Raw genomic sequence first — 26606 nt, 5'->3', positions numbered from 1 at the left:
GGCCTGGACGCCCATCCTTCTGAAAATCGGGGGGACGATCTTACGCCCCTGGACGCCGTCATCGCCGAGCGCGACGAGTGGAAGGACCGCGCCCTGCGCGTCGCCGCCGAGATGGAAAACCTGAAGCGCCGTTCGGAGACGCAGCAGAATGACGCCCGCGCGTTCGCCATCCAGCGCTTCGCCAAGGACCTGCTGGGCGTGGCCGACAATCTGGAACGCGCCCTGATGGCCGCGCCCAAGGACGCCGAGGGCGCCACCGCCGGCCTGGTGACCGGGCTGGAACTGACCCAGAAGGCCCTGCTGCAAGCCTTCGACAGCAACGGCCTGAAGCGTGTCGCGCCGGAAGCCGGCGAGGCCTTCAACCCGCACCTGCACCAGGCAATGATGGAACAGCCGTCGGACACGGTGCCCGGCGGATCGGTGCTCCAGACCATGCAGTCCGGCTTCGAACTGTTCGGCCGCACCGTCCGTCCCGCCATGGTCGTGGTCGCGGCCAAGGGCTCCGGCGCGCAAGCCCAGAACCCCTACGGCGCCGCGCAGGCGCCCGAGGGTCAGGCCTTCGACGGCAAGGCCTGATCCAGGGGTCAGAGTGCGGCGTCGGTCAGAACTGGCGCCGCCACGCCCCGATCAGAGCGAACTCCGGCTGTGCATCCGACACATGGCGCGGCTCGCGGCTGGCCACGGCCTGAAGCGTCATGCTGGAGCCGTCCCATAGCCGACGTTCGCCGCCCAGGATGAAGTCGATCTGGCGACCGCTGGGCGACGCCGAGAAGCTTCTGCGCGAATAGGTCAGCAGGTCGAAATATTCGACCGGGACATCGGCTAGCAGCGCCGAGAAGGTCCCGCTCTCGATCCGCAGCGGCTGCGACAGGGTGAAGCTGATCCGGTCGCAGAGCATCGTACAGCCCGTCAGCAGGCCCAGCCGCCAGTTCGAACTGATCGCCGCCTGATCCATCGACAGGAACCGTCCCTCGATCTGCGTCGACCCCATGCCCGCTTCGCCGATCAGGCGCAGACCCGGCCTCAGCGTCCAGTCCCCACCGAGCGCATAGAAGGCGGTCCGTGATGGCAGGGCGAAGTCCGACCCGCCAGGCAGGAAGGCGCCCAAGGGGCCAAGGCGTTCTTCCAGGGCGCCGACGCTGAACGACAGGCCGCCCTCGGCGCCCCGCCATCCGATCGCCGCCCGGCTATAGGTCGAGGCGTCCTGCTCGACCTGGCGCAGCGGCATTCGGCGGTCGCCGCCGCCGCTTTCCGCCGACACGGTCACGGCGCCGAATCGCATCGCGCCGCGCACCGCATGGTCGGCTTGGGCTAGGGATGCGAACCCGTCGCCGGCCGAGCCTTCGAACGGCGACGCCGCCCCGCCCTTGCCCCGCCAGACCGAGAAGTTCATCCGGCCGGTTTCCAGGTCCAGCATCGCCTCCTGGCGCGGTTCGCCGCCCATCCACGGCGCATCATAGAGGTCGTGACGCGGCGCCACAGGCTCGGGCGTCGCGCTGGGCTGGGCCGCGATCAGGTTCAGCCGTCCGCCGCCCGGCAGGGCCAGGGTGGTGGTGGCGGTGGTGTTCTGTTCGAACGGCGCCGCCTGATAGGATCGGCTGGGCGCGGTCGGATAGGCCCCACCCAACTGCACAGCAAACATCCGGTCATAGGCGTCGTACAGCACCGTGTTCAGCGCGCTCTGACGCAGGAAGGCGTCGCCGAAGGCCGCGCCGACGAAACTGCCCGGCTCGGTGATGGTGACGATGGAGCTTCCGTCTGCCATCGGCGTCGAGGTCGCGCCCACCGGCCGGAAGGCGCCGGCCATGTCCAGCAGGCCGCGGCCATAGACGATGTCCGTGCCCGGATCCCCCGCATCACGCGCCGTATCGACCAGGATGGCCAGGGCCGCACGCGCGGTCAGATTGGGGAAGGCCTGCATCAGCAGCGCCAGGGCGCCCGAAACATGCGGTGCCGAAAAAGAGGTGCCGTTGACGCGCCAGCAGGACGTGCCCTCGCAGCCGGTGATGACATCTTCACCGGGCGCGGAAATATAACCGGCCGCCGTATCGCCGGCCCGGTTCGAGAAGCTGGACATCAGGTCGGTCGCGCCATGCGAACCGACCGCGATCACACTGCCGGCGAAGCGCGGATCGATGGCGTAGCGCGCGGGCCAGCCCGGATTGGCCTCGCCGTCGTTGCCCGACGAGGCCACGATCACTGCGCCGGAGTTCACGGCGCGCAGCAGCGCCGCCTCGAAAGCCGAGCCCAGCCGACCGTCCCCGCCCAGCGACATGTTGATGATCTTGACCCCGTTGGCGACGGCGTAGTCCAGGGCGCGCACCAGGTCCGAACTGCTGAAACAGACCTCGGTGTTCTCGTCTGTGCAGTCCGAAATGTCGGTGCGGATCGATAGAATCGTCGACTGATAGGCCACGCCGATCGTGCCGAAGCCGTTGAAGTTCGAGGCGATGACGCCCGACACCCGCGTGCCGTGGCTGCTCGACGCGACATAGGGGGTGTTTCGGCCCGCGACCACGTCGGTCGAGGCGCTGGAGATCCGCCCCTCAAGCTCGGGCAGGGTGTTGGCGATGCCGGAATCGACGACGGCGACGGTGACGCCCGACCCGGTCGCCCCGGCCTGCCAAGCGACCTGGGCCTTCATATTGGCCAGGCCATAGTTCCGCAGATATTCGCTTGATGTCACCGAGGGCGGCGGCGGCGGCGGCGGGGGTGGGGGCGGAGGAGGAGGCGGGGGTGGCGGAGGAGGAGGCGGTGGAACAGGGGGCGTGATCGTGCCGCCACCACCACCGCCGCCTCCCCCGCCGCCGCATGCGGCCAGCGGAAGGAACAACAGGCTCAGGCCCAGAACGACCGCCCCGCGACGCCGCAATCCGTTCATATCCAACCCTCCACTCAGGCCGCCCTCCGCAGCCTTCCCATCAGTAACGCCCTAATTCTTTAACGCTTTATCGAAGGCCGCCAGCAGTTTGGACCAGCCGTCCCTGGCGTCAGTCTCGGAATAGCTGGCGCGGTAATCGGCATGGAAACCGTGCTGGGCGTCGGGATAGACGACGATCTGGCTGCCGGTCTGGCCGGCGCGGGCCAGGGCCTCGCGCATCCGCTCCACGCTGGCCAGCGGAATGCCCTGATCCTTGCCGCCATACAGGCCCAGCACCGGCGCCTTGAGGTCGTCGGCGATATCGACCGGCCAGGGCTGACCCGACGAGATCTGCACCGGCGTCGCATCAGCGGCGGGGGCCAGACGGCCGTACCAGGCCACGCCGGCGCCGATGGCGGCGAAGCGGGCCGCCGCCTGCCACACCACCTTGCCGCCCCAGCAATAGCCGGTGATCCCGACCTTGCCGTCCTTGGCCCACGACTGCTGGCTGGCCCATTCCAACGTCGCCGACAGGTCGCCCATCACCTGCTCATAGTTCGCGGCGCCGACGATCTGCATGATCCGCTGCATGTCCGACAGGGGGGCGGGATTTTCGACCCGGTTGAAGAAGGCGGGCGCGATGGCGGCATAGCCCTGCTTGGCCAGGCGGCGGCAAATGTCGCGGATATATTCGTGGACGCCGAAGATTTCGGACACCACGACGACGACCGGAAAGGGCCCCTCGCCCGCAGGCCGCGCCACATAGGCCGGAAGCTGGAATCCGTCCGGCGCGGCATAGGTCACGGTCTCCGCGGCCAGACCCGCCTCGTCGGTCGTGATCGGCTTGGCCTCCTTGGCCAGGGCCGCGACGGCGTATCCGGAGAACAACAGCCCCCCGAGCGCCCCCAGGCTTCGTCGGCTCAGCTTGAGATCGTCGGCGGTCTGGCCTTCGGGACGGATCAGAACGGTCATCGGCGGGGGCTCCGGTCATCTGTCAGATGAGCTGACAGTGGCCTCGGCCGTTATCCGCGTCCAGTCACGAAGACGCGCAAGGAAGGGCGCTCAAGCAGCGAGCGACCGCGTCGCGAGCGGTAGCGCCCTTCCTTCCCAGATCAGTGCCTGAAGACACGCACCCCGGTGAAGGCCATGGCGATGCCCTTTTCATCCGCGGCGGCGATGACCTCGGCGTCGCGCATGGAGCCGCCAGGCTGGATCACCGCGGTAGCGCCGGCCGCGACGGCTTCCAGCAGGCCGTCGGCGAAGGGGAAGAAGGCTTCGGAGGCGCAGGCCGAACCCTCGGCCAGGGAATGCGCCAGACCCTTCGCCTCGCCCGCCTCCTTGGCGCGGATGGCGGCGATGCGGGCGCTGTCGCGGCGGTTCATCTGGCCGGCGCCGATGCCGGCGGTCTGGCCGTCCTTGGCGTAGACGATGGCGTTGGACTTGACGTGTTTGGCCACGGTGAAGGCGAACAGCATGTCCTGGATCTCGGTCGGGGTCGGCTGGCGCTGGGTGACGATCTTCAGGTCCGACGGCTTGATCAGCGACTGGTCGCGGCTCTGGACCAGGAAGCCGCCGGCGACCGAGCGGAAGACCTCGCCCGGCCCATGCGGGTCAGGCAGGCCGTCTGTGATCAGCAGGCGAAGATTCTTCTTCGAAGCAAAGACTTCCTTGGCATCATCGTCCGCGCCGGGGGCGATGACCACCTCGGTGAAGATGCCGGTGATGGCGCGGGCGTCGTCGCCGTTCAGCGGGCGGTTGACAGCGATCACGCCCCCAAAAGCGGAGACGGCGTCGCATTCCAGCGCGCGGGCGTAGGCTTCCGAAAGATCCTTGCCCACGGCCACGCCGCAGGGGTTGGCGTGTTTGACGATGACGACGGCGGGCTGTTCGAACTCGGCGACCAGCTCATAGGCGGCGTCGGCGTCGGCGATGTTGTTGTAGCCCAGCTCCTTGCCCTGGATCTGGGTCGCATGGGCCACGCCCGGACGGGCCTCGCCGGTGCGATAGAAGGCGCCGGTCTGGTGCGGGTTCTCGCCGTAGCGCAGGGTCTGGGCCAGCGAACCGGCGATGGACTTGCGGGCCGGGGCGACGTCCTCGACCTGGCTTGCGAACCAGCCGGAGACGGCGGCGTCATAGGCGGCGGTGCGGGCGAAGGCGCGGGCGGCCAGACGTTTGCGCAGGGCCAGATCGGTCGAACCGTCCGCCTTCAACGCCTCCAGGATCAGGCCGATGGACTCGCCGTCGACGGCGACGGCGACATAGCCGTGGTTCTTGGAGCCCGAACGGATCATGGCCGGGCCGCCGATGTCGATATTCTCGACCGCCGCCTCGAACGATCCACCGGCCGCGACAGTGGATTCGAACGGATAGAGATCGATCCAGACGATATCGATGGCGCCGATGCCGTGGTCGGTCATGGCCTGGGCATGATCGGCCGCGTCGCGCACGCCCAGAAGGCCGCCGTGGACCACGGGGTGCAGGGTCTTGACTCGGCCGTCCATCATCTCGGGGAAGCCGGTCAGGTCGGCCACATCCTTGACCGGCAGGCCGAGCTTTTCGATCGCCGCGCGCGTGCCGCCTGTCGAGACCAGTTCGACGCCCAGGTCATGCAGGGTGCGGGCGGCGTCTTCCAGCCCGGCCTTGTCGGACAGGGAGATCAGGGCGCGTTGCGGCTTCACCTGATCGGGCGCGGGCGGAAAGTCGGGAGCGGCGGGCATGAGGCGGCGTCCGTGAAGGCTGGGGGAGGATGGCGCGCCCTCTAGACCCAAACCGGCGCTGCGTCACCCTTCTACGTCGGTTCGCCGCTCGCGCCCGCCGGGCTCAGCTTCCAGCGGATCTTGCTCTCGCTGTCGGTGCGGGCCGAGCCGCGCACCACGATCTGCAAGCTGCGGCGGGTCAGGCCGGCGTCGATGTGGACGCTGGGCTCGATCGCCACGTCGGGACCGTCGGTCCTGAACCACCAGCCCCGGCCCGAGGCGCCGCGCAGCAGGATCGAGCGGCGGTCGCGCGCCAGCGAGGCCTGAACCCCCGGTTCCAGATGGAAACGGATGGCGTAGGGGGCCGCGATCTGGCGCACCATCTCCTTGCGGCCCGGCGTCGGGAACAGCTTCTCCTCGGCCCGCAGTTCGTCCAGCCGCTGGTCGAGATACAGCCGACGCTGATGGTTCAGGCCGAACAGTTCGTTCCAGCCGTCGTGCTCCATCTCCAGCCAGACGGCGCCGTCGCCGTCGCGCAAGTCCGTCGTCACATGGATCGGCGGCCCGACCAGGCGCGGGCCCAAAAGATCGCCCTTCCAGCCGCCAAGCGGCTCGTTCAGCGACCGCTCGCCCAGGGTCAGGGTCGAATGGGCGGGCGTCAGCCGCAAAGCTTGGCGATCGGTCGAGGCCGGGGTCCAGCCCGAACCGGTCACCAGCCGGTCCTTGCCGCAGGCGATCTCCAGCGCCATCGGCTGGGCGCAGGCGGCGGCGCCCCAAGCCCCGCGGGCCGGCGGCGCGGCATCCGCCATGATGGTCAGCAGCGGGCTGGCGATGCGCGTCAGGCCGGCGACCGTGCCGGCGGGCGAATGGGCGGCATCGCCCTTGGCCGGGGCGGCCTCGTCGTCATGGGCGCGGGCCGCCGCGACGCGTTCGGCGCTGGAGGGGCCGCCGCCCTGGAAACTGGCCAGACGGCCGTCGGGCAGGGTCAGCAGACGCAATCCCTGCGTCAGCCGCGCGATGGCGGCCGAAACGCCGTCCGGCGTCGGCTCGGACAGTTGCGACAGGGCGTCGTCCAGCGTCAGCAGGTCGAGCAGAAGCTCCAGCCCCGCCTCGGGACTGCGCGTGGCATGACCGCCGTCGTCCTGGACCGTAGCCTTCAAGGCGCCGTCCAGCCGCCCCAGCGCGCGACGACGCAAGGCCTGTCCCGGCGCTCCGGCCAGGACGCAGCCGCCGATGGCCGCCGCCGTCAGCCGTTCGGCCCGACTGGCCAGCCCGCCGGGCGGTCGCAGCAGCTGACGCGTCTGGCGCGCCAGGCTGTCGGCCAGCTTCAAACGCTGGGCCTCGGTCGCGACGGCGCCCATCCGACGCGCGCCGCACGCCAGATTGACCACCCGCGGCCCCAGGATTTCCGGTCCCCAGGCGAAAGGCGACCAGCGGGCGAAGGCGTCGGTCCAGGCCAGGGTCAGACGCAACGCCTCGCGCGCGCCCCGCTCGCCCTGCGCCATCAAGCCCGGCAGCCAGGCGAAGGCGTGAAGTTCGACGGCGAACGGCCGCGAGGGGCTGGGCCGGTTCCACGGATCAGACGGCGGCTCGACCTCCATCGAGGCCCCCGCCAACATGAAGCGTCCGGCCAGGACATTGCGGCCCGGCGCCGGATCATGGGGCCGGAAGTCGCGCGGCGTGGCGGCGAAGGCCGTCACCTTGCCGCCGCCCAAGGTCAGTCCATAGCCGGGCAGACCATAAAGCTCGATCCACAGCTGTCGCGTCGCCACCCGCCCGGCGATGGCGGGCCACAGGCCCGGTCCCGCGATCGTATCGCCCGAGCGCACCGGCGTGCGCACCGGGGCGCCGGGCAGGCCGGGGATCTGGCCCGAGGCGACGTCCAGCGTGGTTTCCTGCCCGCGCGGGGCGAAGGGGCCGAGCGGGCTCACAGCACGTTCTGAGGGGTGGCCGGCGCGGCTTTCAGGGCGGCGATATTTGTCGCGTAATCGCCCTTGAACACGAACGACCCGGCGACCAACGCATCGGCGCCAGCGGCGACGCAGGCCCCGGCGTTGGCCGAAGTCACGCCGCCGTCCACCTGCAGGTGGGCCGCCGAACCGGCCCGGTCCAGAATGGCCCGCGCGCCGGCGATCTTGCGCAGCGAACTATCGATGAACTTCTGGCCGCCGAAGCCCGGATTGACCGACATGATCAGCACCAGATCGACTAGGTCGACCACCTCTTCCAGGATCGACAACGGCGTCGCCGGATTGAACACCACGCCCGCCTTGGCGCCCAGCTGGCGGATGCGGCCCAGGGTGCGGTGCAGGTGCGGCCCGCTCTCGGGATGGACGGTCAGGACATCGGCGCCGGCTTCGCGGAACGCTTCCAGCCACGGATCGACCGGCGCGACCATCAGGTGCACGTCGAACGGCAGGCTCGTATGCGGCCGGATCGCCTTCACGATGTCGGGGCCCAGGGTGATGTTCGGCACGAAATGCCCGTCCATCACATCGACGTGGATCCAGTCGGCGCCCGCCGCCTCCAGCACGCGGACTTCTTCACCCAGCCGCGCAAAATCGCTGGCGAGGATCGACGGACAGATCAGAGGGGTGAGGGCCATGGCCTTCCGGATAAGGCGGGTTGCGGGCGGGAGCAAGGCGCTCCCGCTCAGGAAACCCGTTCCAGTCTGGCGGCGAAGAAGCCGTCGAGGCCGCCGTGTTCGGCCCACATGGAGGGCAGGATGCGCAGCCAGCCTTCGGGCGTCCGGGCCTCGGGCGGGGCGCCCAGGGCGGCCGGATCGGCGGCGACAGTGCGGAAGGCGGGGTTGCGGCGCAGGAAGGCGATGATCTGGGTCTCGCCCTCCTCGCGCTCCAGCGAACAGGTGCAATAGACCATCCGCCCGCCGGGCTTGACCCGTTCGGCGGCGACGTCGAGCAGCCGGTGCTGGACGTCGGCCAGTTTGGCGACCTCGGCGGGCTTGGTGGCGCGCAGGACTTCCGGATTGCGGCGGAAGGTGCCGGTGGCGGTGCAGGGGGCGTCCAGCAGCACGGCGTCGAAGGTGCGGTCGTCCTCCCAGTCCTCGGCCGGAACGGCGATCACCTCGGCGGTCAGGCCGGTGCGCTCAAGGTTCTGGGTCAGGCGTTTCAGGCGCGGGGCCGAACGGTCCAGGGCCACGACCGATGCGCCGGCGGCGGCCAGTTGCAGGGTCTTGCCGCCAGGTGCGGCGCACATGTCCAGGGCGGTCTCGCCGGATTTCACGTCCAGCAGGCGACCGGGCACGGCGGCGGCGACGTCCTGGACCCACCAGTCGCCGTCGTCGAAGCCGGGCCAGGAGGCGACATCGCCGCGACGGCCGGTGCGCACGGTTCCCCCCTCAAGCGCCTCGCCCTCGACGGCGGCGGCCACGGCGGCGGGATCGACGCCGGGCTTGAGGCTGAGGTCGGTGGCCGGTTCTTCGCGGGCGGCCAGGGCCAAGCCGGTCAGGGCCGCCTCGCCATAGGTCGCCTTCCAGCGGGCGGCGATCCAGTCGGGCAGATTGCTCTCGGCCGTCGTCAGACCGGGCCCCTCACGACCCACGCCGCGCAGCACGGCGTTGACCAAGTTCTTGTAGGGCCGGGTCTTGGGATCGCGCTCGGCCAGTTTCACCGCCGTCGAGACGGCGGCGAAGGCGGGAGTTTCCAGCACCAGGGTCTGGGCCAGAGCGATGCGCATCAGGGTGCGGACGGCCTCGGGCGGGGACTTCTTCAGGCGGCGGTTCAGGATCTGGTCGATCTCACCCAGACGCCGCAGGGCCGCCATGGCCACGGCGCGGGCGAAGGCGCGATCCACGGGCTCCAGCGCGCGGGCGGCCGGTTGCGACAGGGCTTCGTCCAGGCCGTTGCGCTTTTCCAAGGCCGCGTTCAGCAGAATACCGGCGACAACGCGGGCCTCGACGCCGATGTCGTCCTGGGACGGGGCGGCGGCGGCGTCCACGGCCGGAGCGGGGCGTGGGCGACCCTTGACAGCCATGCGGCGCCCACGCGCCTGCGAACTCTGTCCGCCTCGTCCCTCAGCACTCATACGGCCACCTGCGCGCCCAGCTCGACCACGCGGCCGGGGGGAATATGGAAGAAGTCGGTCGGATTGGCGGCGTTGCGCATCAGGAAGATGAACAGTCGGTCCTGCCACAGCGGCATGCCCTGTCGCGCCGAGGGGATCAGCGAGCGCCGGCCCAGGAAGAAGCTGGTCGACATGATGTCGAACTTCAGCCCCTGCTTGCGGCACAGGCCCAGCGCACGCGGCACGTTCGGCGTCTCCATGAAGCCGTAGGTGACCGTGACCTTTTTGAAGTCGTCGTTGATCGGCTCCATCCTGACGCGGTCGGCCTCCTTGACGCGCGGCCGCTCGGAGGTGCGCACCGTCAGGATGACGTTCTTCTCGTGCAGCACCTTGTTGTGCTTGAGATTGTGCATCAGGGCGACGGGCGCGACGTCCGGATCGCTGGTCAGGAAGATGGCCATGCCGGGCGCACGGTGCGGCGGACGGGCCTGAAGCATCTCGATCAGGTCGTTCAGCGGCAGGCTGTCCTTGCGCGTCTTGGCGGTCAGTATCTGGGTGCCGCGCACCCAGGTCCACATGATCACCACCAGACAGGCGCCCAGCACCAGCGGCATCCAGGCGCCGTCGGGGATCTTCAGCAGGTTGGAGGTCAGGAAGACCCCGTCGATGAAAGCGAACGGAATGAGCGTCCCGGCCACCGCCCACATCGGCCATTTCCAGCCCTTGCGGATGACGGAGTAGGCCATCAGCGTATTGACCAGCATGGTCCCCGTCACCGCCACGCCATAGGCGGCGGTCAGATTGTGCGAGCTCTGGAACACGACCAGCAGCACCAGCACCCCGATCATCAGGAAGGTGTTCACCGCCGGCACGAAGATCTGCCCGGCCTGGGTCTCGGACGTGTTGCGAATGTCGATGCGGGGCAGAAGGCCCAGTTGCACCGCTTGCTGGGTCACCGAGAAGGCGCCGGTGATCACGGCCTGCGAGGCGATGACGGTGGCGGCGGTCGCCAGGATCAGCATGGGCCAGTAGGCGAACTGGGGCACCATGTTCCAGAACGGATTTTCCGCGGCGGCCGGATTGTCCAGGATCAGGGCGCCCTGACCCAGATAGTTCAGCGTCAGACAGGGCAGGACGAAGGCCAGCCAGCCCATGCGGATCGGCGCCTTTCCGAAATGGCCCATGTCGGCATACAGGGCCTCGGCCCCGGTCACGGCCAGGAAGACGCTGCCCAGAATGATGAAGCCCAAAAAGCCGTCATTGATCAACAGCATGACGCCGTAGTGGGGCGACAGGGCGCGCAGAACGCTGATGTCATCGAAGATATGATAAAGGCCCAGCGCGCCCAGGCACAGAAACCATACGGCGGTGATCGGCCCGAAATATTTGGCGAGGCTGGCCGTGCCGCGCGACTGGACCATGAACAGGGCGATCAGGATGCCGGCCGAGATCGGCACGATGAAGGCGTCCAGCTTGCCCGCCAGACCCGGCGCGTCCTGCAATCCCTCCACCGCCGACAGCACGGAAATGGCGGGCGTGATGATGCCGTCGCCATAGAAGAGGGCCGCGCCGCAGACGCCCAGGATGAAGATCCAGGCGCTGCGTCGACCGACGGCGACCTGGGCCAGGGCCATCAGCGACAGAGTGCCGCCCTCGCCCTTGTTGTCGGCGCGCATCAGGAAGAAGACGTATTTGAACGTCACCACCACCATGAGAGCCCAGAAGGCCAGGGAGACGACGCCGATCACGGCCAGGTCCCCGCCGACGCCCGATTGGGCATGGGCGATCGCTTCGCGCAGTGCGTAAAGCGGACTGGTGCCGATGTCGCCGAACACCACGCCGATCGCGCCCAAGGTCAGAGCCCAGAAGCCGCCGTGCTTGGCGATCTGGCCCCCTGGGGCGTGGGACTCGGGTCCCGTGGCGTGGGTGGGTTTGTCCGGCGTGTTCGACGCGGCGGGGAGAGCGCCCGCGTCGTGGGGAGTATCCCCGGCCATGCGTATCCTCCGGGTCTCCGACGCGGCGTCGGTCCCTTCAAAGCGGCGAGCCTTTAGGCTCATTCCGCGCGGTCTTCAATCGTGCCGAAGGGGATTCGGTTTCGGCGTTCTGCGGATCGATTTGTGATTCAGGCCATGAGCGCCTATTTTCACACTAGGAACAAAACCATGTCAGACAGCCAGCGCTTCCCCGTCGCCGCCCACGCCCTGGCCTATATGGCCCACAAGGGCGCCTATGGCCCTGCCCAGGCGGCGCCCAGCGGCGTGCTGGCCTCGTCGATCCCGACCAACCCCGTCGTGGTCCGGCGCGTAACCGCCCTGCTGGCCAAGGCAGGGCTGATCGCCACCCGTCCCGGCGCCACCGGCGGGTCCTGGCTGCTGCGTCGGCCAGAGGACATCCGGCTGGACGAGGTGCTGAAGGCCGTAAACGGCTGCGCCCACATCGGCTCGCCGCCTGCAGGCGCCAAGGGCTGCCCGATCAGCGAACATATCCCGCGCCAGGTCGCCAAGGCCCTGACCGCCGCCGACGAGGCCGCGACCGAAGCCCTGTCCAAGATCACCATCGCGGACCTGTTGGCCGAGAACCCGATCTCGCTGGCGGCCTATACGCCGCACAAGTCCTGCCCCGTCGCGGCCTGAGCCCCCGAGTGAAAAGCTCCGCATGAGCCGCACGGTTCTGATCACCGGCGCCTCGGCCGGCATCGGCGCAGCCCTGGCCCGGACCTATGCCGCTAAGGGCTGGAACCTGATCCTGACCGCACGTCGTGAAGGCCCGCTGCAGGCCCTGGCCGACGAACTGACCGCCGCCCACAGCGTCACCGCGACCGTCATCCCCGAAGACCTGTCCGACCCCGCCGCGCCCCAACGCCTGGTCGCCGCCGTCGCATCACGCGGCCTGATCGTCGATGGCCTGGTCAACAATGCCGGTTTCAGCCGCGTCACGGGCTTTCTTGACACGGACCTCGCTGCCCACCGGGCCATGATCCAGGTCATGCTGACCGCGCCGGTCGAGCTGTCGCGCCTGTTGCTGCCCGGCATGATCCAGCGCGGCTTCGGCCGGGTGCTGAACGTGGCCTCTCTCGCCGGCCAGATGCCCGCGACCGGCGGCGACACCCTGTATGGGCCGATCAAGAGCTTCCTGATCAAGGCGTCCCAGGGTCTGTATCTGGAAACGCTGGGCACGGGCGTCCACGTCACGGTCCTGAACCCCGGCTACACCCTGACCGAGTTTCACGACGTCAACGGCTCGCGCGACCAGGTGTCCAGCGCCTATCCGACCTGGATGTGGATGGACGCCGCCCGCGTGGCCCGGATCGGCTACGACGCCTGCGAGGCGAACCGCCCCAGCGTCACGCCCGGCGTCATGAACAACGTCATGGCCGGCCTGGCCCGTTTCCTGCCCGACGGCCTGGCGCTGCGCATGGTGGCGAACCACGCGAAGCGGCTGGAGCGGCTTTAGCCCCCATCTCATCCCCGTCATCCTCGGGCTTGTCCCGAGGACCCACTTGTTCGCCCCCCGGTTTCGGGAATGTCGCACAGCCACAACAGCTGGTGATTGATCCGCCGTGGGCCCTCGGGACAAGCCCGAGGGTGACGGATCAATATCAAATATGAATCGCGTGCCCGAGCGCCCGCAGCGACGCCTCGTGGAAGGCCTCGCCAAGGGTCGGGTGGACGTGGATCGTGCCCGCCACATCCTCCAGCACCGCCCCCATCTCCAGCATCTGGGCGAAGCTGTTGGACAGTTCCGACACATGCTGACCCACCGCCTGGAGGCCCAGAATGCGGTGATCGGCCTTGGACGCGATCACGCGCACGAAGCCGCCATCCTCGCCGGCCTCGATGGCCAGGGCCCGGCCGATGGCGGCGAAGGGGAAGACCGACTGGATCACGTCGTCGCGGCCCGCGACATCGTTCGGACCCAGGCCCGCCGAAACGATCTCCGGCTCGGTGAAACAGACGGCGGCGATGGTGACGGGATCGAACACCCGGTCGTGGCCGGCGATGATCTCCGCGACCACCTCGCCCTGGGCCGAACCCTTGTGGGCCAGCATGGGTTCGCCGGTCAGGTCGCCGACGGCCCAGACGTTTTTCATGCTGGTGGCGCAGCGGTTGTCGATCTTCACGAACGGCCCGGCCATGGCCACGCCCATGTTTTCCAGACCCCAGCCCTGGGTGCGGGGCTTGCGGCCAACCGTCACCAGCACCTTGTCGGCGTCGAGTTGCAGCGGCTCGCCGTCCCTGGTCGTGACGTTCAGCCTGCCGTTCCCGAACCCGCCGGCGCGCGCGCCCAGGTGCAGCTCGACGCCGTGCGTCTCCAGCCACTTCGCGACCGGATCGGTCAGGGCCTTGTCATAGAGCGGCAGGATCCGCTCGGCCATTTCGACGATGGCCACCTCGGCGCCCAGCTTCCTGAAGGCGATGCCCAGCTCCAGACCGATATAGCCCCCGCCGACCACGACAAGTTTCTTCGGCACCTCCGACAGGCTCAGCGCCTCGGTCGAGGAGATGACGTCGCCGCCGAACGGCAGGAAGGGCAGTTCGACCGGCTCGGACCCGGTGGCCAGGATGACGTGTTCGGCGGTGATACGGATCTCGCCGTCGTCCGTCTGGACGATGCAGGTCTTGGCGTCCTCGAACTTCGCCCAGCCCTTGATCACCTTGACCTTGGCCTTCTTCAGCAGGGCCGCGACCCCGGCGTTCAGCTTACGGACGATCCCATCCTTCCACGCGACCGTCTGTTTCAGGTCGATGGCCGGCGCCGCCGCCGTGATGCCCAGCGTCCCGCCGCCAGCGGCCTTGGCCACCGTCTCGAACTTGCCCGCCGCATGGATGATGGCCTTGGACGGAATGCAGCCGACGTTCAGGCAGGTCCCTCCCAGCCCGTCGCCGCCGTCCACCAGCACGGTATCCAGCCCCAGCTGGCCGCAACGAATGCCGGCGACGTAACCGCCGGTGCCCGCGCCGATAATCAGGACTTTGGTTTTCAGGGTCTGGGTCATTTCACGGTCGCATCTAGTGCAGGGGGCGGGGGCGGGGGCGGAGGTGAGGTGTCAGTGAAGGTGGGGATCGTTACCCTATTCAGGGCTCGCACGACCTCGGGATGGGAGATTGAGTCGATCCCATAAGAGGCGATGACTTGCCACTGCCCCCAACGAAGCCAATCTTCTGTGAATCGAACGCGGCGAGCAAAGATCACAATTCGATCATCGTCTCTGTAGTCCGCTCCATATCTGAAGGGAGATCCGTCCAACCGTCTAACAGGACCTGCCGGCAGGTTATTCTTCAGGCTAACTGCAGGAACTTGCACATACATGGCTCCACACATGCTGACACCTTCACGCCGACCGCGCGCGATATAGACACTATCCGCCCGGAAAAATTCCGCTCCCTGCCGCGCGACCTCCACTTGGTTCAGGTTTCGCGGCGCTGACATGGAGCAGGCTTCAGCACCGCCCGCCGCGACCAGCGCGGCAACCGCTAAAGCCATAGCCGCGCTGCGCCTCATCCTAGCTCATCCACAGCGTCGCGGGATGCTCTAACAGCCCCTTGATCCGCTGGACGAAGACCGCCGCATCATGCCCATCGACGATGCGGTGATCGAAGCTGGACGACAGGTTCATCATCTTGCGCACCACCATCTGGCCGTCACGGACCACCACTCGTTCGGCGATCTTGTTGGGGCCGACGATGGCGACCTCGGGGTGGTTGATGATCGGGGTGTGGACCACCCCGCCCAGGGTTCCCAGCGAGGTGATGGTGATGGTCGAGCCGGACAGTTCCTCACGCTTGGCCGTCCCGTCCTTGGCCGCGCCCGAGACGCGGGCGATCTCCAGCGCCGTGTCATAGGGATCGCGCGCCTCGGCGTGGCGGACCACCGGCACCATCAGGCCGTTCGGCGTCTGGGCGGCGATGCCCAGATGGACCGGGGCGTGCTGGGTCAGAACGCCCGCCTCGTCGTCATAGGTGGCGTTGATCTGCGGCTGGTCGCGCAGGGCGACCACGATGGCGCGGGCGATGAAGGGCAGCAGGTTCAGCTTGGGCTGGTCCTTGGCCTTCGTCGCGTTCAGGTGGGCGCGAAGCTCCTCCAGCGCCGTGACGTCGATCTCCTCCACATAGGTGATGTGGGGAATGCGGCGCACGCTCTCGGCCATCTTCTCCGCGATCTTGCGGCGCAGGCCGATGATGCGGACCTCGGTGGTTCCCTCGGCCTTGGCATAGGTCGAGGCGCCGCCGGACGGGGCGGACGCCGGCTGCGAACCACCGCGCGCGATGAACCCGTCCAGGTCCTCATGCGTGATCCGACCGGCCGGGCCGGAGCCGGGCACGAAGGTCAGGTCCACGCCCAAATCCCGCGCACGGTTGCGCACGGCGGGTGAAGCGGACGGCCGCTCGCCCGGCGCGCGGCCGGTCAGGGCGGGGACAGGCTTGGAGGGGGTCGTCGTCGAAGTCTTCGAAATCGCACTCGCAGTCGCCGAAGTCACAGCGGAATCTGTCGTCGAATTCTCTGCCGGTTTTGGGGCCGGTTTCGACGCCGCGACGGGCGTCGAAACATTGCCCCGACCCTCGACATCGAACGCCACCAGAGGCCCGCCGACCGGCACCGACTTGCCGGCTTCGCCGTACAGGGCGACGACCGTTCCGGCGACCGGCGAGGTGATCTCGACCGTCGCCTTGTCGGTCATGATGTCGGCGATGATCTGGTCTTCCTCGACCGCGTCCCCGACCTTGACGTGCCAGCCGACCAGTTCGGCCTCGGCCGTGCCTTCGCCGACGTCGGGCAGTTTGAAGACGTAGTTGCCGGCGGGGGCCGGTGCAGGCGCCTCCACCGGCGGGGCCGCGACTTTCGGGGCCACAACGGGTGCCAGCTTGGCGGCGGCCGGAGCGGGCGCGGGCGCATCCTCCGCATTCCCGCTACCCTCGACCTCGAACTCCACCAGGGGTCCGCGCACCGGCACCATGGCGCCGGGCTCGCCGTGCAGGGCGACGACCTTGCCCGACACCGGGGCGGTGATTTCCACGGTGGCTTTGTCGGTCATGATGTCGGCGACGATCTGGTCCTCGGCGACGATGTCGCCGATCTTGACGTGCCAGCCGACCAGTTCGGCCTCGGCGGTGCCTTCGCCCACGTCGGGCAGTTTGAAGACGAAACGACCCATGTCAGCGACCTCCCGTCATGACGCTCTTCAAGGCGTCTGCGACCCGTTGCGGCCCAGGGAAATATTCCCATTCGAAAGCATGGGGATAGGGCGTGTCCCAGCCGGTGACTCGCGCGATGGGCGCCTCCAGGTGATAGAAGCAGCGCTCCTGAACCAGGGCCGACAGTTCGCCGCCGAAGCCCGAGGTCTTGGGCGCCTCGTGCACGATGACGCAGCGGCCGGTCTTCTTCACGCTGGCCTCGATGGTCTCAATGTCCAGCGGGACCAGGGTGCGCAGGTCGATGACCTCGGCGTCCACGCCCGCGTGTTCGGCCCCGGCCAGCGCCACCCAGACCATGGTGCCATAGGCCAGGATGGTGACGTCGTTTCCTTCGCGCATGACGCGCGCCTTGCCGATGGGCTCGACATATTTAGCCGTAGGAACCTGGGCCAGATCCTGGGCCTTCCACGGCGAGACCGGCTTCTCGTGCCAGCCGTCGAACGGGCCGTTGTAGAGGCGTTTCGGCTCGAAGAAGACGACCGGATCATCGTCTTCGATGGCGGCGATCAACAGGCCCTTGGCGTCATAGGGATTGGATGGAATGACGACCTTCAGCCCGGCGATATGGGTGAACAGGCTTTCCGGCGACTGGCTGTGGGTCTGGCCGCCGAAGATGCCGCCGCCGTAGGGGCTGCGCACCACGATGGGGCTGGTGAACTGACCGCCCGAGCGATAGCGCATCTTGGCCGCTTCGGAGACGATCTGGTCGTAGGCCGGATAGATGTAGTCGGCGAACTGGATCTCGACGACGGGACGCAAGCCATAGGCGCCCATGCCGATGGCGGCGGCGACGATGCCGCATTCGCTGATCGGGGCGTCGAAACTGCGGGTCAGGCCGTGCTTCTGCTGCAGCTTGTCGGTGACGCGGAAGACCCCGCCGAAATAGCCCGCGTCCTCGCCGAACGACAGGACGTTGGCGTCCTCGCTCATCTTGACGTCGATGGCCGAATTCAGAGCCTGGATCATGTTCATCGGGACGACACCGGAGCCTGCAGCCTCCGAGGCGGGGGCGGCGTTCTGGTCGACCATGTCCGGCTCGACGCCGTCGTTGCGATCGGCGTCGGTGAAGGTGGTTTGCTCGCTCATGGTCAGACCCCCACCTCGCGGCGCTGTTCGATCAGCCGCCAGTCTTCGGTCGCATAGACCTCTTCAAACATCGTCTTCACGCTTGGGCGCGACTGGCCCAGGGTGCCGATGGCTTCGGATTCCTTGCCAGCGGCGCGGACCTGTTCGACCGCCTCGCGCAGGGCCGTGGCGTGGCGCTCGTCGTCCCACTCGCCGATGACGGTCAGGTGCTGGCGCAGACGCTCCAGCGGGTCGCCCAGCGGCCATTTCTCGTGCTCGTCGCCGGGGCGATAGCGGCTGGGATCGTCGGAGGTCGAGTGCGGGGCGCCGCGATAGGTGAACAGTTCGATCACCGTCGCCCCCTGGTTCGAACGGGCGCGTTCCTCGGCCCACTGGGTCGCCGCCCAAACCGCCAGGAAGTCGTTGCCGTCCACCCGCAGGGCCGGCAGGCCGTAGCCGATGGCCTTGGAGGCGAAGGTGGTCTCAAGCCCCCCGGCTATGCCCTGGAAGGACGAGATGGCCCACTGGTTGTTGACAATATTCAGGATGACCGGGGCGCGATAGACGCTGGCGAAGGTCAGGGCGTTGTGGAAGTCGCCTTCCGCCGTGGCGCCGTCGCCGATCCAGCTGATGGCGATCTTGTCGTCGCCCTTGTAGGCGCTGGCCATGGCCCAGCCGACGGCCTGCGGCACCTGAGTGCCCAGATTGCCGCTGATGGTGAAGAAGCCATAGTCCTTGGCCGAATACATGATCGGCAGCTGGCGGCCTTTGATCGGGTCCGCCGCGTTCGAATAGATCTGGTTCATCATCTCGACCAGCGGATAGCCGCGCGCGATCAGCAGACCCTGCTGGCGATAGGTCGGAAAGCCCATGTCCTCGCGCGACAGCAGCATGCCCTGGGCGACCGCAATGGCCTCCTCGCCGGTGCACTTCATATAGAAGCTGGTCTTGCCCTGGCGGTGGGCGCGGTGCATCCGGTCGTCGAAGGCGCGGGTCAGGATCATGGCCTTGAGGCCGCGACGCAGGGTCTCGGGATCCAGACGCGGGTTCCACGGACCGACGGCATTGCCCTCGTCGTCCAGCACCCGAATCAGACGGAAGGCCAGATCGCGCATCTCGTACGGCGTCGATCCGACCTCGGGCCGTTCGACCACGCCAGCGGGGTCCATCAGCAGGTGGCTGAAGTCCGGCGCATCGCCGGGTCGGCCGGACGGTTCCGGCACGCGCAATGACAGGGGCTGACTGTTCTTTTTCACGTTTTCGTCGTTCATGCGGGCGTCCATATCCATTCGGGGTCCGTCCGTGTTTCCTCTGGACGTGTGATAACACGGCCCCTAAGCAGGCGCTCGCTCAAATTGACCTTGCACAATCCCGATATCGGGTATTTTATTTCGCGATAATCATAATCGGAGAAACGCATTGGCCGACGAACTCGACCCCATCGACGCCCGCATCCTGGATATCCTGCAGCAAGACGCCGGGCTGTCGGTCGCGGAGGTCGCGGATCGCGTCGGACTGTCGGCCTCGCCCTGCTGGCGGCGGATCAAGCGGCTGGAAGATTCCGGCCTGATCACCAAGCGGGTCACCCTGCTGAACGCGCAACTGCTGGGCCTGGACTTCGAGGTCTACGCCATCGTCAAGCTGATGCTGCCCTCGGCCGATAATCTGAACCTGTTCGAAGCCGCCGTGGCCAAATGGCCGGAGGTGGTCCAGTGCGCGACCATCACCGGGCGCGAGGACTATGTGCTGCGCATCATCACCTCTGACATGCACGCCTTCGACCTGTTCCTGCGCGAGAAACTGCTGGCCCTGGGCATCGTCTCTGACTGCGAAAGCCACATCGTCACGCGCGGCGTGAAGAATGTGACCGCCCTGCCTCTTGGCATCATCACGCCTCACGTCGGATAACGTCGCTCAGGCGGGCCGATCCGCCTGAGGACCACGACCATGATCGAACTGGTGATCGACGCGCGCCGCAAGGACCTGGGCGGGTTCGAGGTCGGGCGCGTCCTGCCCTTCCATTCGCGCCGGATGGTGGGGCCCTTCATCTTCCTGGACCAAATGGGGCCGGCCGAGTTCGCAGCCGGCGCCACGGCCATCGACGTGCGGCCGCATCCGCATATCGGCCTGTCGACCCTGACCTATCTGTTCGAGGGCGAGATCATGCACCACGACAACCTCGGCTACGATCAGGCGATCCGGCCGGGCGAGGTCAACTGGATGACGGCCGGCAAGGGCATCGTCCATTCCGAACGCACAGATCCGCTGAGAAAGAGCACCGGCGGGCCGATGCACGGCATGCAGGCCTGGGTCGCCCTGCCCGACGAGGCCGAAGACATCGATCCGGCCTTCCACCACCTGGGCGAGGACGCCCAGCCCGCCTATGAGAACGGCGGCCTGTTTGCGCGTCTGGTGGCGGGCGAGGCCTATGGCACCAAGGCCGCCGTGCCGGTTTCGTCGCCGCTGTTCTATATCCATTGGGAGCTTCAGCCGGGCGTTCGCACCGCCCCGCCGTCCGGCAAGGGCGCCGGCGGCATGAGTGAGCGCGCCCTCTATGTGGCCAAGGGCGCCATCGAGGTCGGCGACCGCACCTTCCACGAAGGTCAGATGATCGTTCTGGAGCCGACGGCCGAACCCACGATCAAGGCCCTGGTCCAGTCGACCGTCATGGTGCTGGGCGGCGAGCCGGTGGGCGAGCGGCTGATCTGGTGGAACTTCGTCGCCTCCAGCCAGGCCCGTATCGATCAGGCCAAGGCCGACTGGAAGGCCGGCCGCATGAGCCTGCCCCACGCCGACGACCTGGAGTTCATTCCCCTGCCCGACGAACCCGCCAAGGCCCAGGCCGCCCCTGCGCCGGTCGAGCCCAAGCCGACCGACCCGGTCTAGCCTTCTCCCTCCCCTTCATGGGGAGGGGCGGCGCAGCGGAGCGTAGCCGGGGTGGGGCGGTCAGGACCTCGCTCACGCCCTTACAGACCCCACCCGGATCGCTGCGCGATCATCCCTCCCCATGAAGGGGAGGGAGAATAAAAGCCGCTATTTGCCCCCGCTCCCGCAACCCGCTAACGCGTCCGCATGAACTTCGATTTCGACGCCCAGGTCACCGCCGCCCTGTTCGACAACGCCGGCGCCGTCTTCGCTCTCGGCGACGGCTCTGTCCGGTTCGAGGACCGCACGCGGGTCGAGGCCCACGACGGCGCCGTGCTGTGCGCCTGCGTCCACCCGTCCGGCCACGGGATCGTCACCGGCGGAGACGACGGCAAGGTCGTCTGGAGCCGCCGCGACGAGGACCCGGCCGTCCTGGCCACGGCCAGGAATCAGTGGATCGACGCCATCGACGCCTCGCAGGCCTCGGGCCTGATCGCCTTCTCCTTCGGCCGCACCCTGTCGGTGATCGACCCCAACGATGTCGGTTTCCGTCGCGACTTCCAGCACGAACGCACCGTCTCCGGCGTCGCCTTCGAGCCCAAAGGCCGGCGCATCGCCACCTCGACCTATGGCGGGGCGGCGCTGTGGTATGCGCGGATCGAAAAGCAACAGCCGGTTAAGCTGGCCTGGGCCGGATCGCACACCGGCGTTGCCTTCTCGCCCGACGGCGCCTTCGTCGTCACCACCATGCAGGACAACCAGATGCACGGCTGGCGCATCAAGGACGCCAAGAACCTGCGGATGGGCGGCTATCCCGGCAAGGTCCGATCGATGGCCTTCCTGGCCAATGGTCAGTTGATGGCGACCTCGGGCGCACAGGGCGCGGTGCTGTGGCCCTTCATCGGATCGAACGGTCCGATGGGCCGCGAGGCGACCGAGATCGGCTATGACGACACCACCCTGGTCAATCTGGTCTCGGCCCGCGCCGACCAAGGGCTGCTGGCCGCCGGCCTGACCGACGGTCGGGTCTGGGTGGCGCATCCGGCCGCCCAGGGGCTGAACTTCGTCAAGGCCGAGAAGGGGCCGGCCATCGTCGCCCTGTCGCTCAGCCCCGCCGTCGACAAGGTCGCCTGGGCCGACGAGGACGGCGCCGCCGGCGTGATCATTCTCTGATGGCCAAGGGTCGCAAGAGCTGGCGTCGGGTCCTGCTGACCGCCCTTCTGGTTCTGGCCCTGATCCCGGTCGCCGGCGTGCTGATCGTCGCCGTCGTGCCGCCGCCGCCGACGATCCTGATGCTGCGCCAGCTCGCGCGAGGCGAGGGCATGGACTATCAGTGGCGCGGCCTGAACCAGATTTCCCCCAACCTGGTCAACGCCGCCATCGCCGCCGAGGACGCCCGCTTCTGCGGCCACCACGGCTTCGACATGGAGGCAATCCAGAAGGCGCTGGACCATAACGCGGAGGGCGGTCGCATCCGGGGCGGATCGACCATCAGCCAGCAGACGGCCAAGAACGTCTTCCTCTGGCCGGGTCGCGACTGGATCCGCAAGGGGCTGGAGGCGGGCTACACCGTCCTGATCGAAACGGTCTGGTCCAAACGCCGGATCATGGAGGTCTATCTGAACGTGGTGGAATGGGCGCCGGGCGTCTATGGCGCCCAGGCCGCCTCGCGCCATTGGTTCGGCAAGGACGCCAGGGACCTGAGCCCTCGGGAGGCTGCGCGTCTGGCCGCCATCCTGCCGGCCCCGCGCCGTTACCAGGCGGCGGCGCCTGGTCCCTATGTCCGCAGAAGGGCGTCACGCGTCCAGGCGGCCATGGGCACGGTGCGCAACGAAGGCCTGAACGCCTGCGTCGTCGGCCGAGGCTGACGCCAAAGGCTGGTTAACCGTTCCCCTTGAGACTTCCCTTAACCGCCCGATGGCAGACTGCGGCCATTCGGGCGGTATACGGGCGATCTGCGCCCTCGGGGATGGTCTTGGCGCAAGCTTCCACACTGATCGGCAAAGCGGTTCGAAGCCTGCACAATCTGGCGGCGCGCCTGTCGTCCGACCGGGGCGGGAATGTCGTCATGATCTTCGCGCTGGTGATGCCGGCCCTGATCATGATCACCTTGGGCGGGATCGACATTAGCCGCATCACGACGGTGAAGGCCCGCGTTCAGGACGCCTTGGACGCAGCCGCCCTGGCCGCTGCGCGTTCGTCCTATACGGAGGAGACGGAGCTGAAGGCCGTCGCCCTGATCGCCTTGAAGGCCAATCTGCTCAACTCTGACGCAGAATACGAAGCCGAGGATCTCAGCATCGTCTTGACCAAAGACCAGGTCGTGGTCGCAGACTTGCGGGTTCAGGTGAAGACCCTGGTCGCCAACATCGTCCTGCCGCCCTACGGTCAGCTTTTGGACGACACCCTGCCGGTCAACGTCCACTCCGAAGTCAATCGGTCGTCGAAGGACATCGAGGTCTCTCTGGTGCTGGACATCACGGGGTCGATGTCCACCAACGATCGCATCGGGGACCTGAAGAGCGCGGCGAACCAATTGATCAAACTGGTCGTCCAGCCAGAGACGAAACAGACCCCCTACTATTCGCGCATGGCCATCGTCCCCTATTCGATCGGCGTGAATCTGGGGGCCTGGGCCGACGGCGCCAGAGGCCAGTCCGTCGGGACAACGGCCATTACCGGCGCCTCTTGGGCCTCGGCAGCCTCGAAGTCGATCTCGGGCATCACGCGCGCCTCGACCGGCGTCGTGACCGCCAACGGCCACGGTTTGGCGACCAACGACTATGTCTGGATCAGCGGCGTCAGCGGGATGACCCAGATCAATAACCGCGCCTATCGCGCGGTGCGCATCGACGCCAACAAGGTCTCCTTGCAGTATCAGTCTGGCGGCAATTGGTATGCGCTGAACACGAACAGCGGCTACAGCAGCTACAGCTACGGTGGCCAGATTCGCAAATGCACGCGCTCTGACTGTTTCATCACCATCACATCGCCCAACCACGGCTTGTCGCAAGGCGAGGGCCTTCAGATCGCGGGCGTCAAAGGCATGACCGCGCTGAATACGACAAACGATGGAGGCCTCTACGAAGTCCTTGAAAGAACATCTAAAGACGCTTTCGTCATCCCGGTGGGCGGCGCCACATTCGCCGACTACTCCAGCAGTGGATCTGTTCAGTGTGGACGTGACGGATGCGCCAAGCGCGTGTTTCGCGATGCGCAGTACAATCGCTTGACGGCCTTTCAGAACACCACCTGCGTCAGCGAGCGCACAGGGTCAGAACCCTACTCCGACGCTGCGCCGGGCAGTTCGACCTATGTCGGCCGCAACTATGCTGCGCCTGAACGCACGACACCCGTTCGGTCCGCGGGCAATCCCTGCCCGGCCGCGACCATCCAGCCCCTGACGTCCAACATCGACACTCTGACCGGCCTCGTGAACGGCCTGTCTATCACGGGGTCGACCGCCGGTCAGATCGGGCTCGCTTGGGGCTGGTACACGGTATCCGATCAGTTCAACGGTCTGTGGTCTTCCAATACAGCCGCCGCCTATGCGCCAACCAAGGTGCTGAAGGCCGTAATCCTGATGACAGACGGGGAATTCAACACCCCCTATTGCGGCGGCGTCGTCGCGCGCGACGCCGGGACATTCTCCGGCAATCTCTTCGACAAGATCGCCTGCAATGCGACCAATGGCGATCCGTTCGATCAGGCGGCGCAGCTCTGCACCAACATGAAGGCGAAGGGCATCATCGTCTATACGGTCGGTTTCTCGATCACAGAGGGCAGCGAGGCCGCGAGCATCCTGAGCACCTGCGCCACCGACACGGACAAGGCCTTCCTGCCGCAATCGGGCGCCGATCTGTCCAACGACTTCCAGGCCATCGGTCGCGACATCACCCGCCTGCGGATCTCCCGCTGACACCTCAGAGCAGGCGGATTTCCCGCAGGCGTTCGGTCAGATAGTCCTCGGCCAGGATCGTCTTGCCCGCATAGCGGTCAGGGTTGTCCGGCGTGATGGCGCTGGGCAGGGTCTTGATCGGGAAGTCCGGGTTGAAGTGCAGGAAAAAGGGCGTCGAATAGCGGGCGAAGCCGCGACGCTCAGGCGCCGGATTGACCACGCGGTGGGTCGTCGAGGGCAGGACGTGGTTGGTCAGCCGCTGCAGCATGTCGCCAATATTGACGACCAGTGCGCCGGGCGGCGGTGCGATGTCCAGCCAGCTGCCGTCCTTCTCCTTGAGCTGAAGGCCGGCCTCTTCAGCGCCCAGCAAAAGGGTGATGACGTTGATGTCTTCGTGGGCGCCGGCCCGCACGCCGGGCGCATCGGCGGGCACCGGCGGATAGTGCAGCATGCGCAGGACGCTGTTGCCCATCTCGACCTTGTCCGCAAAGAAGTCGTCCCCCAGCTTCAGATACCGAGCGATGGCGCGCAGGATCTTGGCGCCCAGGGCATCCAGATCCTCGAACATGCCATAGAGGTGCGGCTTGAAGCCCTCGATCTCGGTCGGCCAGACGTTGTCGCGCATATAGCGGCGATAGGGATGCCCTTCCGGCAATTCGCGGCCGACGTGCCAGAACTCCTTCAGGTCTACGGCGTTCGCGCCCTTGGCCGCCTCGACCCCGAACGGCGTCAGGCCGCGTGCGCCGCCCGTGCCCGGCTGGTGATACTGGCGCTTCACCTCCTCAGGCAGGGCGAAGAAGGCCTTGGCGTCGTCGATGGCGGCGGTGATGCGCGCCTCGTCCAGACCGTGGTCGGCCACCACCGCAAAGCCGTATCGCGAGAAGGATGCGCCCAGGGCGTCGCTGAACGCCTGGAAGTCAGCGTCATACTGGGTCATCGAAACCGGCTGGATCGCGCGGTCGGCGGCAGGGCTGTCGTTCTGGGTCGCGCTCACGGGCGTCGTCCTCGATCTGGGGATGTGCGGCGGTTCCCATACCCCTAATCCAGCGGCTTGTCAGTTCATCGTCAAACGGGAGCACGGACACCGTTCACGCGCCATACAGCTTGGAACCTTCACAGTAAGCATACGTTTCCGCGCCAGATCATATTCATAAAGAGGACCATTCCATGCGCGCCAAGATCATCGTCGCCAGCGTCTCGATCGCCGCCCTGCTGGGCGCCGCCGCCTGCACCACGACCGACCCCTATCAATCAGGCCCCGTCCGCAACAACACCGGAACGGGCGCTCTTGCCGGCGCCGGTATCGGCGCCCTGCTGGGCTATCTGACCAACACCTCGAACGGCGAACAAGGCCGCAAGAACGCCCTGATCGGCGCCGGCGTCGGCGCCTTGGGTGGGGCGGCCGTCGGCCAGTATATGGACCGTCAGCAACGCGCGATGGAGGCCGAACTGTCCGGCTCGGGCGTCGGCGTGGCGCGTCAGGGCGATGTTCTGGTTCTTCGCATGCCGTCGGACGTGACCTTCGCCACCAATCAGTCCTCGATCGACCCGCGCTTCCTGCCCGTCCTCGACGACGTGGCGCGGGTGCTGCAGCAGTACGACCAGTCGACGGTGGATGTGATCGGTCACACCGACTCGTCGGGCGGCGACGCCATCAACCAACCCCTGTCGGAACGCCGCGCCAGCAGCGTCGCCTCCGAACTGGTGCGTCGCGGCGTGATCGCCCAGCGGCTCTATGTTGCGGGAGAGAGCGCACGCAATCCGGTGGCTTCGAACGCTACAGCGGAAGGCAAGGCCCAGAACCGTCGCGTGGAAATCCTGATCCGTCCGTTCACCGGCTGATCGACAGCGGCATTTGAAGACTAGACAGAGGGCGGCGCCACGAGGCGCCGCCCTTTCTTTGTTCAATCACAGGCTTCGTGATTTGCGCGCAATCGCACACCATGGTTCTCGATGTCATCGGATCATGGGAAGGACGCAGTGACGCCTGAGGATCGGGAGTTCGG

21 protein-coding genes are annotated in these 26606 nt (G+C 67.4%); 9 read left to right on the top strand and 12 right to left on the bottom strand.

Going from position 1 to position 26606, the window contains the following annotated elements; translation table 11 throughout:
• Positions 1–3: 3 nt before the first annotated feature.
• The gene (grpE, locus tag ACK4MH_RS09525) at positions 4–576 is read left to right on the top strand and encodes a nucleotide exchange factor GrpE (RefSeq protein WP_245159469.1); all 573 of its coding nucleotides are present in this window, start codon (positions 4–6) and stop codon (positions 574–576) included.
• A gap of 25 nt (positions 577–601) precedes the next feature.
• On the opposite strand, the gene ACK4MH_RS09520 is transcribed toward grpE, so the two are convergent.
• From ACK4MH_RS09520 to ACK4MH_RS09490, 7 genes are all read right to left on the bottom strand, one after another.
• Positions 602–2686 (bottom strand): S8 family peptidase, encoded by a 2085-nt coding sequence (locus ACK4MH_RS09520; protein WP_409717392.1) that lies wholly within the window; start codon positions 2684–2686, stop codon positions 602–604.
• Between the two features lie 246 nt (positions 2687–2932).
• Positions 2933–3832: a dienelactone hydrolase family protein gene (locus ACK4MH_RS09515; RefSeq protein WP_409717390.1), complete on the bottom strand. Its 900-nt coding sequence runs from the start codon at positions 3830–3832 to the stop codon at positions 2933–2935.
• Between the two features lie 140 nt (positions 3833–3972).
• The gene (gene purH, locus ACK4MH_RS09510) at positions 3973–5577 is read right to left on the bottom strand and encodes a bifunctional phosphoribosylaminoimidazolecarboxamide formyltransferase/IMP cyclohydrolase (protein WP_409717389.1); all 1605 of its coding nucleotides are present in this window, start codon (positions 5575–5577) and stop codon (positions 3973–3975) included.
• Positions 5578–5648: 71 nt separating this feature from the next.
• Complete coding sequence (locus ACK4MH_RS09505; protein WP_409717387.1) at positions 5649–7487, bottom strand: heparinase II/III family protein; 1839 nt, start codon at positions 7485–7487, stop codon at positions 5649–5651.
• On the bottom strand, positions 7484–8161 hold the full coding sequence (gene rpe, locus ACK4MH_RS09500; protein WP_409717385.1) for a ribulose-phosphate 3-epimerase: 678 nt from the start codon (positions 8159–8161) through the stop codon (positions 7484–7486). Before rpe ends, ACK4MH_RS09505 begins: the two co-directional genes overlap by 4 nt.
• Positions 8162–8208: 47 nt before the next feature.
• Positions 8209–9549 carry an RsmB/NOP family class I SAM-dependent RNA methyltransferase gene (locus ACK4MH_RS09495; protein ID WP_409717383.1) on the bottom strand — a complete coding sequence of 447 codons (1341 nt, stop codon included), beginning with the start codon at positions 9547–9549 and terminating at the stop codon, positions 8209–8211.
• A gap of 47 nt (positions 9550–9596) precedes the next feature.
• On the bottom strand, positions 9597–11573 hold the full coding sequence (locus ACK4MH_RS09490) for a potassium transporter Kup (RefSeq protein ID WP_409717381.1): 1977 nt from the start codon (positions 11571–11573) through the stop codon (positions 9597–9599).
• A gap of 168 nt (positions 11574–11741) precedes the next feature.
• Here ACK4MH_RS09490 and ACK4MH_RS09485 point away from each other — a divergent pair, with 168 nt between their 5' ends.
• Positions 11742–12212: an Rrf2 family transcriptional regulator gene (locus ACK4MH_RS09485; RefSeq protein WP_372691563.1), complete on the top strand. Its 471-nt coding sequence runs from the start codon at positions 11742–11744 to the stop codon at positions 12210–12212.
• Positions 12213–12234: 22 nt separating this feature from the next.
• Positions 12235–13032, top strand: a complete 798-nt coding sequence (locus ACK4MH_RS09480; protein WP_409717379.1) for an SDR family NAD(P)-dependent oxidoreductase — start codon at positions 12235–12237, stop codon at positions 13030–13032.
• 145 nt (positions 13033–13177) lie between these two features.
• Here the strand turns inward: ACK4MH_RS09480 and lpdA are convergent, their stop codons facing one another.
• The 4 genes from lpdA to ACK4MH_RS09460 form a co-directional block, all read right to left on the bottom strand.
• Positions 13178–14575 (bottom strand): dihydrolipoyl dehydrogenase, encoded by a 1398-nt coding sequence (lpdA, locus tag ACK4MH_RS09475; RefSeq protein ID WP_409717378.1) that lies wholly within the window; start codon positions 14573–14575, stop codon positions 13178–13180.
• A gap of 507 nt (positions 14576–15082) precedes the next feature.
• Complete coding sequence (locus ACK4MH_RS09470; RefSeq protein WP_409717376.1) at positions 15083–16732, bottom strand: 2-oxo acid dehydrogenase subunit E2; 1650 nt, start codon at positions 16730–16732, stop codon at positions 15083–15085.
• Between the two features lies 1 nt (position 16733).
• A complete protein-coding gene (locus tag ACK4MH_RS09465) occupies positions 16734–17801 on the bottom strand; it encodes an alpha-ketoacid dehydrogenase subunit beta (protein ID WP_409717525.1) in 1068 nt (355 codons plus the stop codon).
• Positions 17802–17860: 59 nt separating this feature from the next.
• Positions 17861–19108, bottom strand: coding sequence for a thiamine pyrophosphate-dependent enzyme (locus ACK4MH_RS09460; RefSeq protein ID WP_409717374.1), 1248 nt, complete (start codon positions 19106–19108; stop codon positions 17861–17863).
• Positions 19109–19256: 148 nt separating this feature from the next.
• Between ACK4MH_RS09460 and ACK4MH_RS09455 the strand changes: the two genes are divergently transcribed.
• From ACK4MH_RS09455 to ACK4MH_RS09435, 5 genes are all read left to right on the top strand, one after another.
• Positions 19257–19745, top strand: a complete 489-nt coding sequence (locus tag ACK4MH_RS09455) for an Lrp/AsnC family transcriptional regulator (protein WP_135194232.1) — start codon at positions 19257–19259, stop codon at positions 19743–19745.
• A gap of 39 nt (positions 19746–19784) precedes the next feature.
• Entirely contained in the window at positions 19785–20723 is a 939-nt protein-coding gene (locus ACK4MH_RS09450) for a pirin family protein (protein WP_409717372.1), read from the top strand.
• 186 nt (positions 20724–20909) lie between these two features.
• Positions 20910–21875, top strand: coding sequence for a WD40 repeat domain-containing protein (locus ACK4MH_RS09445; protein WP_409717370.1), 966 nt, complete (start codon positions 20910–20912; stop codon positions 21873–21875).
• Entirely contained in the window at positions 21875–22570 is a 696-nt protein-coding gene (gene mtgA / locus ACK4MH_RS09440; RefSeq protein ID WP_409717368.1) for a monofunctional biosynthetic peptidoglycan transglycosylase, read from the top strand. The genes ACK4MH_RS09445 and mtgA overlap by 1 nt, the downstream gene beginning before the upstream one ends.
• A 107-nt stretch (positions 22571–22677) precedes the next feature.
• Complete coding sequence (locus ACK4MH_RS09435) at positions 22678–24621, top strand: pilus assembly protein TadG-related protein (protein WP_409717366.1); 1944 nt, start codon at positions 22678–22680, stop codon at positions 24619–24621.
• A 4-nt stretch (positions 24622–24625) separates the two neighbouring features.
• On the opposite strand, the gene ACK4MH_RS09430 is transcribed toward ACK4MH_RS09435, so the two are convergent.
• The gene (locus ACK4MH_RS09430; protein WP_409717523.1) at positions 24626–25537 is read right to left on the bottom strand and encodes an isopenicillin N synthase family dioxygenase; all 912 of its coding nucleotides are present in this window, start codon (positions 25535–25537) and stop codon (positions 24626–24628) included.
• A 230-nt stretch (positions 25538–25767) separates the two neighbouring features.
• On the opposite strand from ACK4MH_RS09430, the gene ACK4MH_RS09425 reads away from it, so the two are divergent.
• Entirely contained in the window at positions 25768–26442 is a 675-nt protein-coding gene (locus tag ACK4MH_RS09425) for an OmpA family protein (RefSeq protein ID WP_409717364.1), read from the top strand.
• Positions 26443–26606: the final 164 nt, after the last annotated feature.

Origin of the sequence: Brevundimonas sp. (assembly GCF_046295075.1) — a bacterium.
Lineage (GTDB): Bacteria > Pseudomonadota > Alphaproteobacteria > Caulobacterales > Caulobacteraceae > Brevundimonas.
Note: the sequence above shows the minus strand (reverse complement) of the source record. Positions and strands in the feature narration are given on the sequence as shown.

What these genes read in the sequence shown, in the direction of transcription:
- ACK4MH_RS09515 (WP_409717390.1), bottom strand. Translation starts at nt 3,832, where the DNA reads ATGACCGTTCTGATCCGTCCCGAAGGCCAGACCGCCGACGATCTCAAG.
- purH (WP_409717389.1), bottom strand. Translation starts at nt 5,577, where the DNA reads ATGCCCGCCGCTCCCGACTTTCCGCCCGCGCCCGATCAGGTGAAGCCG.
- rpe (WP_409717385.1), bottom strand. Translation starts at nt 8,161, where the DNA reads ATGGCCCTCACCCCTCTGATCTGTCCGTCGATCCTCGCCAGCGATTTT.
- ACK4MH_RS09495 (WP_409717383.1), bottom strand. Translation starts at nt 9,549, where the DNA reads ATGGCTGTCAAGGGTCGCCCACGCCCCGCTCCGGCCGTGGACGCCGCC.
- ACK4MH_RS09490 (WP_409717381.1), bottom strand. Translation starts at nt 11,573, where the DNA reads ATGGCCGGGGATACTCCCCACGACGCGGGCGCTCTCCCCGCCGCGTCG.
- ACK4MH_RS09485 (WP_372691563.1), top strand. Translation starts at nt 11,742, where the DNA reads ATGTCAGACAGCCAGCGCTTCCCCGTCGCCGCCCACGCCCTGGCCTAT.
- ACK4MH_RS09480 (WP_409717379.1), top strand. Translation starts at nt 12,235, where the DNA reads ATGAGCCGCACGGTTCTGATCACCGGCGCCTCGGCCGGCATCGGCGCA.
- lpdA (WP_409717378.1), bottom strand. Translation starts at nt 14,575, where the DNA reads ATGACCCAGACCCTGAAAACCAAAGTCCTGATTATCGGCGCGGGCACC.
- ACK4MH_RS09470 (WP_409717376.1), bottom strand. Translation starts at nt 16,732, where the DNA reads ATGGGTCGTTTCGTCTTCAAACTGCCCGACGTGGGCGAAGGCACCGCC.
- ACK4MH_RS09465 (WP_409717525.1), bottom strand. Translation starts at nt 17,801, where the DNA reads ATGGTCGACCAGAACGCCGCCCCCGCCTCGGAGGCTGCAGGCTCCGGT.
- ACK4MH_RS09460 (WP_409717374.1), bottom strand. Translation starts at nt 19,108, where the DNA reads ATGAACGACGAAAACGTGAAAAAGAACAGTCAGCCCCTGTCATTGCGC.
- ACK4MH_RS09450 (WP_409717372.1), top strand. Translation starts at nt 19,785, where the DNA reads ATGATCGAACTGGTGATCGACGCGCGCCGCAAGGACCTGGGCGGGTTC.
- ACK4MH_RS09445 (WP_409717370.1), top strand. Translation starts at nt 20,910, where the DNA reads ATGAACTTCGATTTCGACGCCCAGGTCACCGCCGCCCTGTTCGACAAC.
- mtgA (WP_409717368.1), top strand. Translation starts at nt 21,875, where the DNA reads ATGGCCAAGGGTCGCAAGAGCTGGCGTCGGGTCCTGCTGACCGCCCTT.
- ACK4MH_RS09430 (WP_409717523.1), bottom strand. Translation starts at nt 25,537, where the DNA reads ATGACCCAGTATGACGCTGACTTCCAGGCGTTCAGCGACGCCCTGGGC.
- ACK4MH_RS09425 (WP_409717364.1), top strand. Translation starts at nt 25,768, where the DNA reads ATGCGCGCCAAGATCATCGTCGCCAGCGTCTCGATCGCCGCCCTGCTG.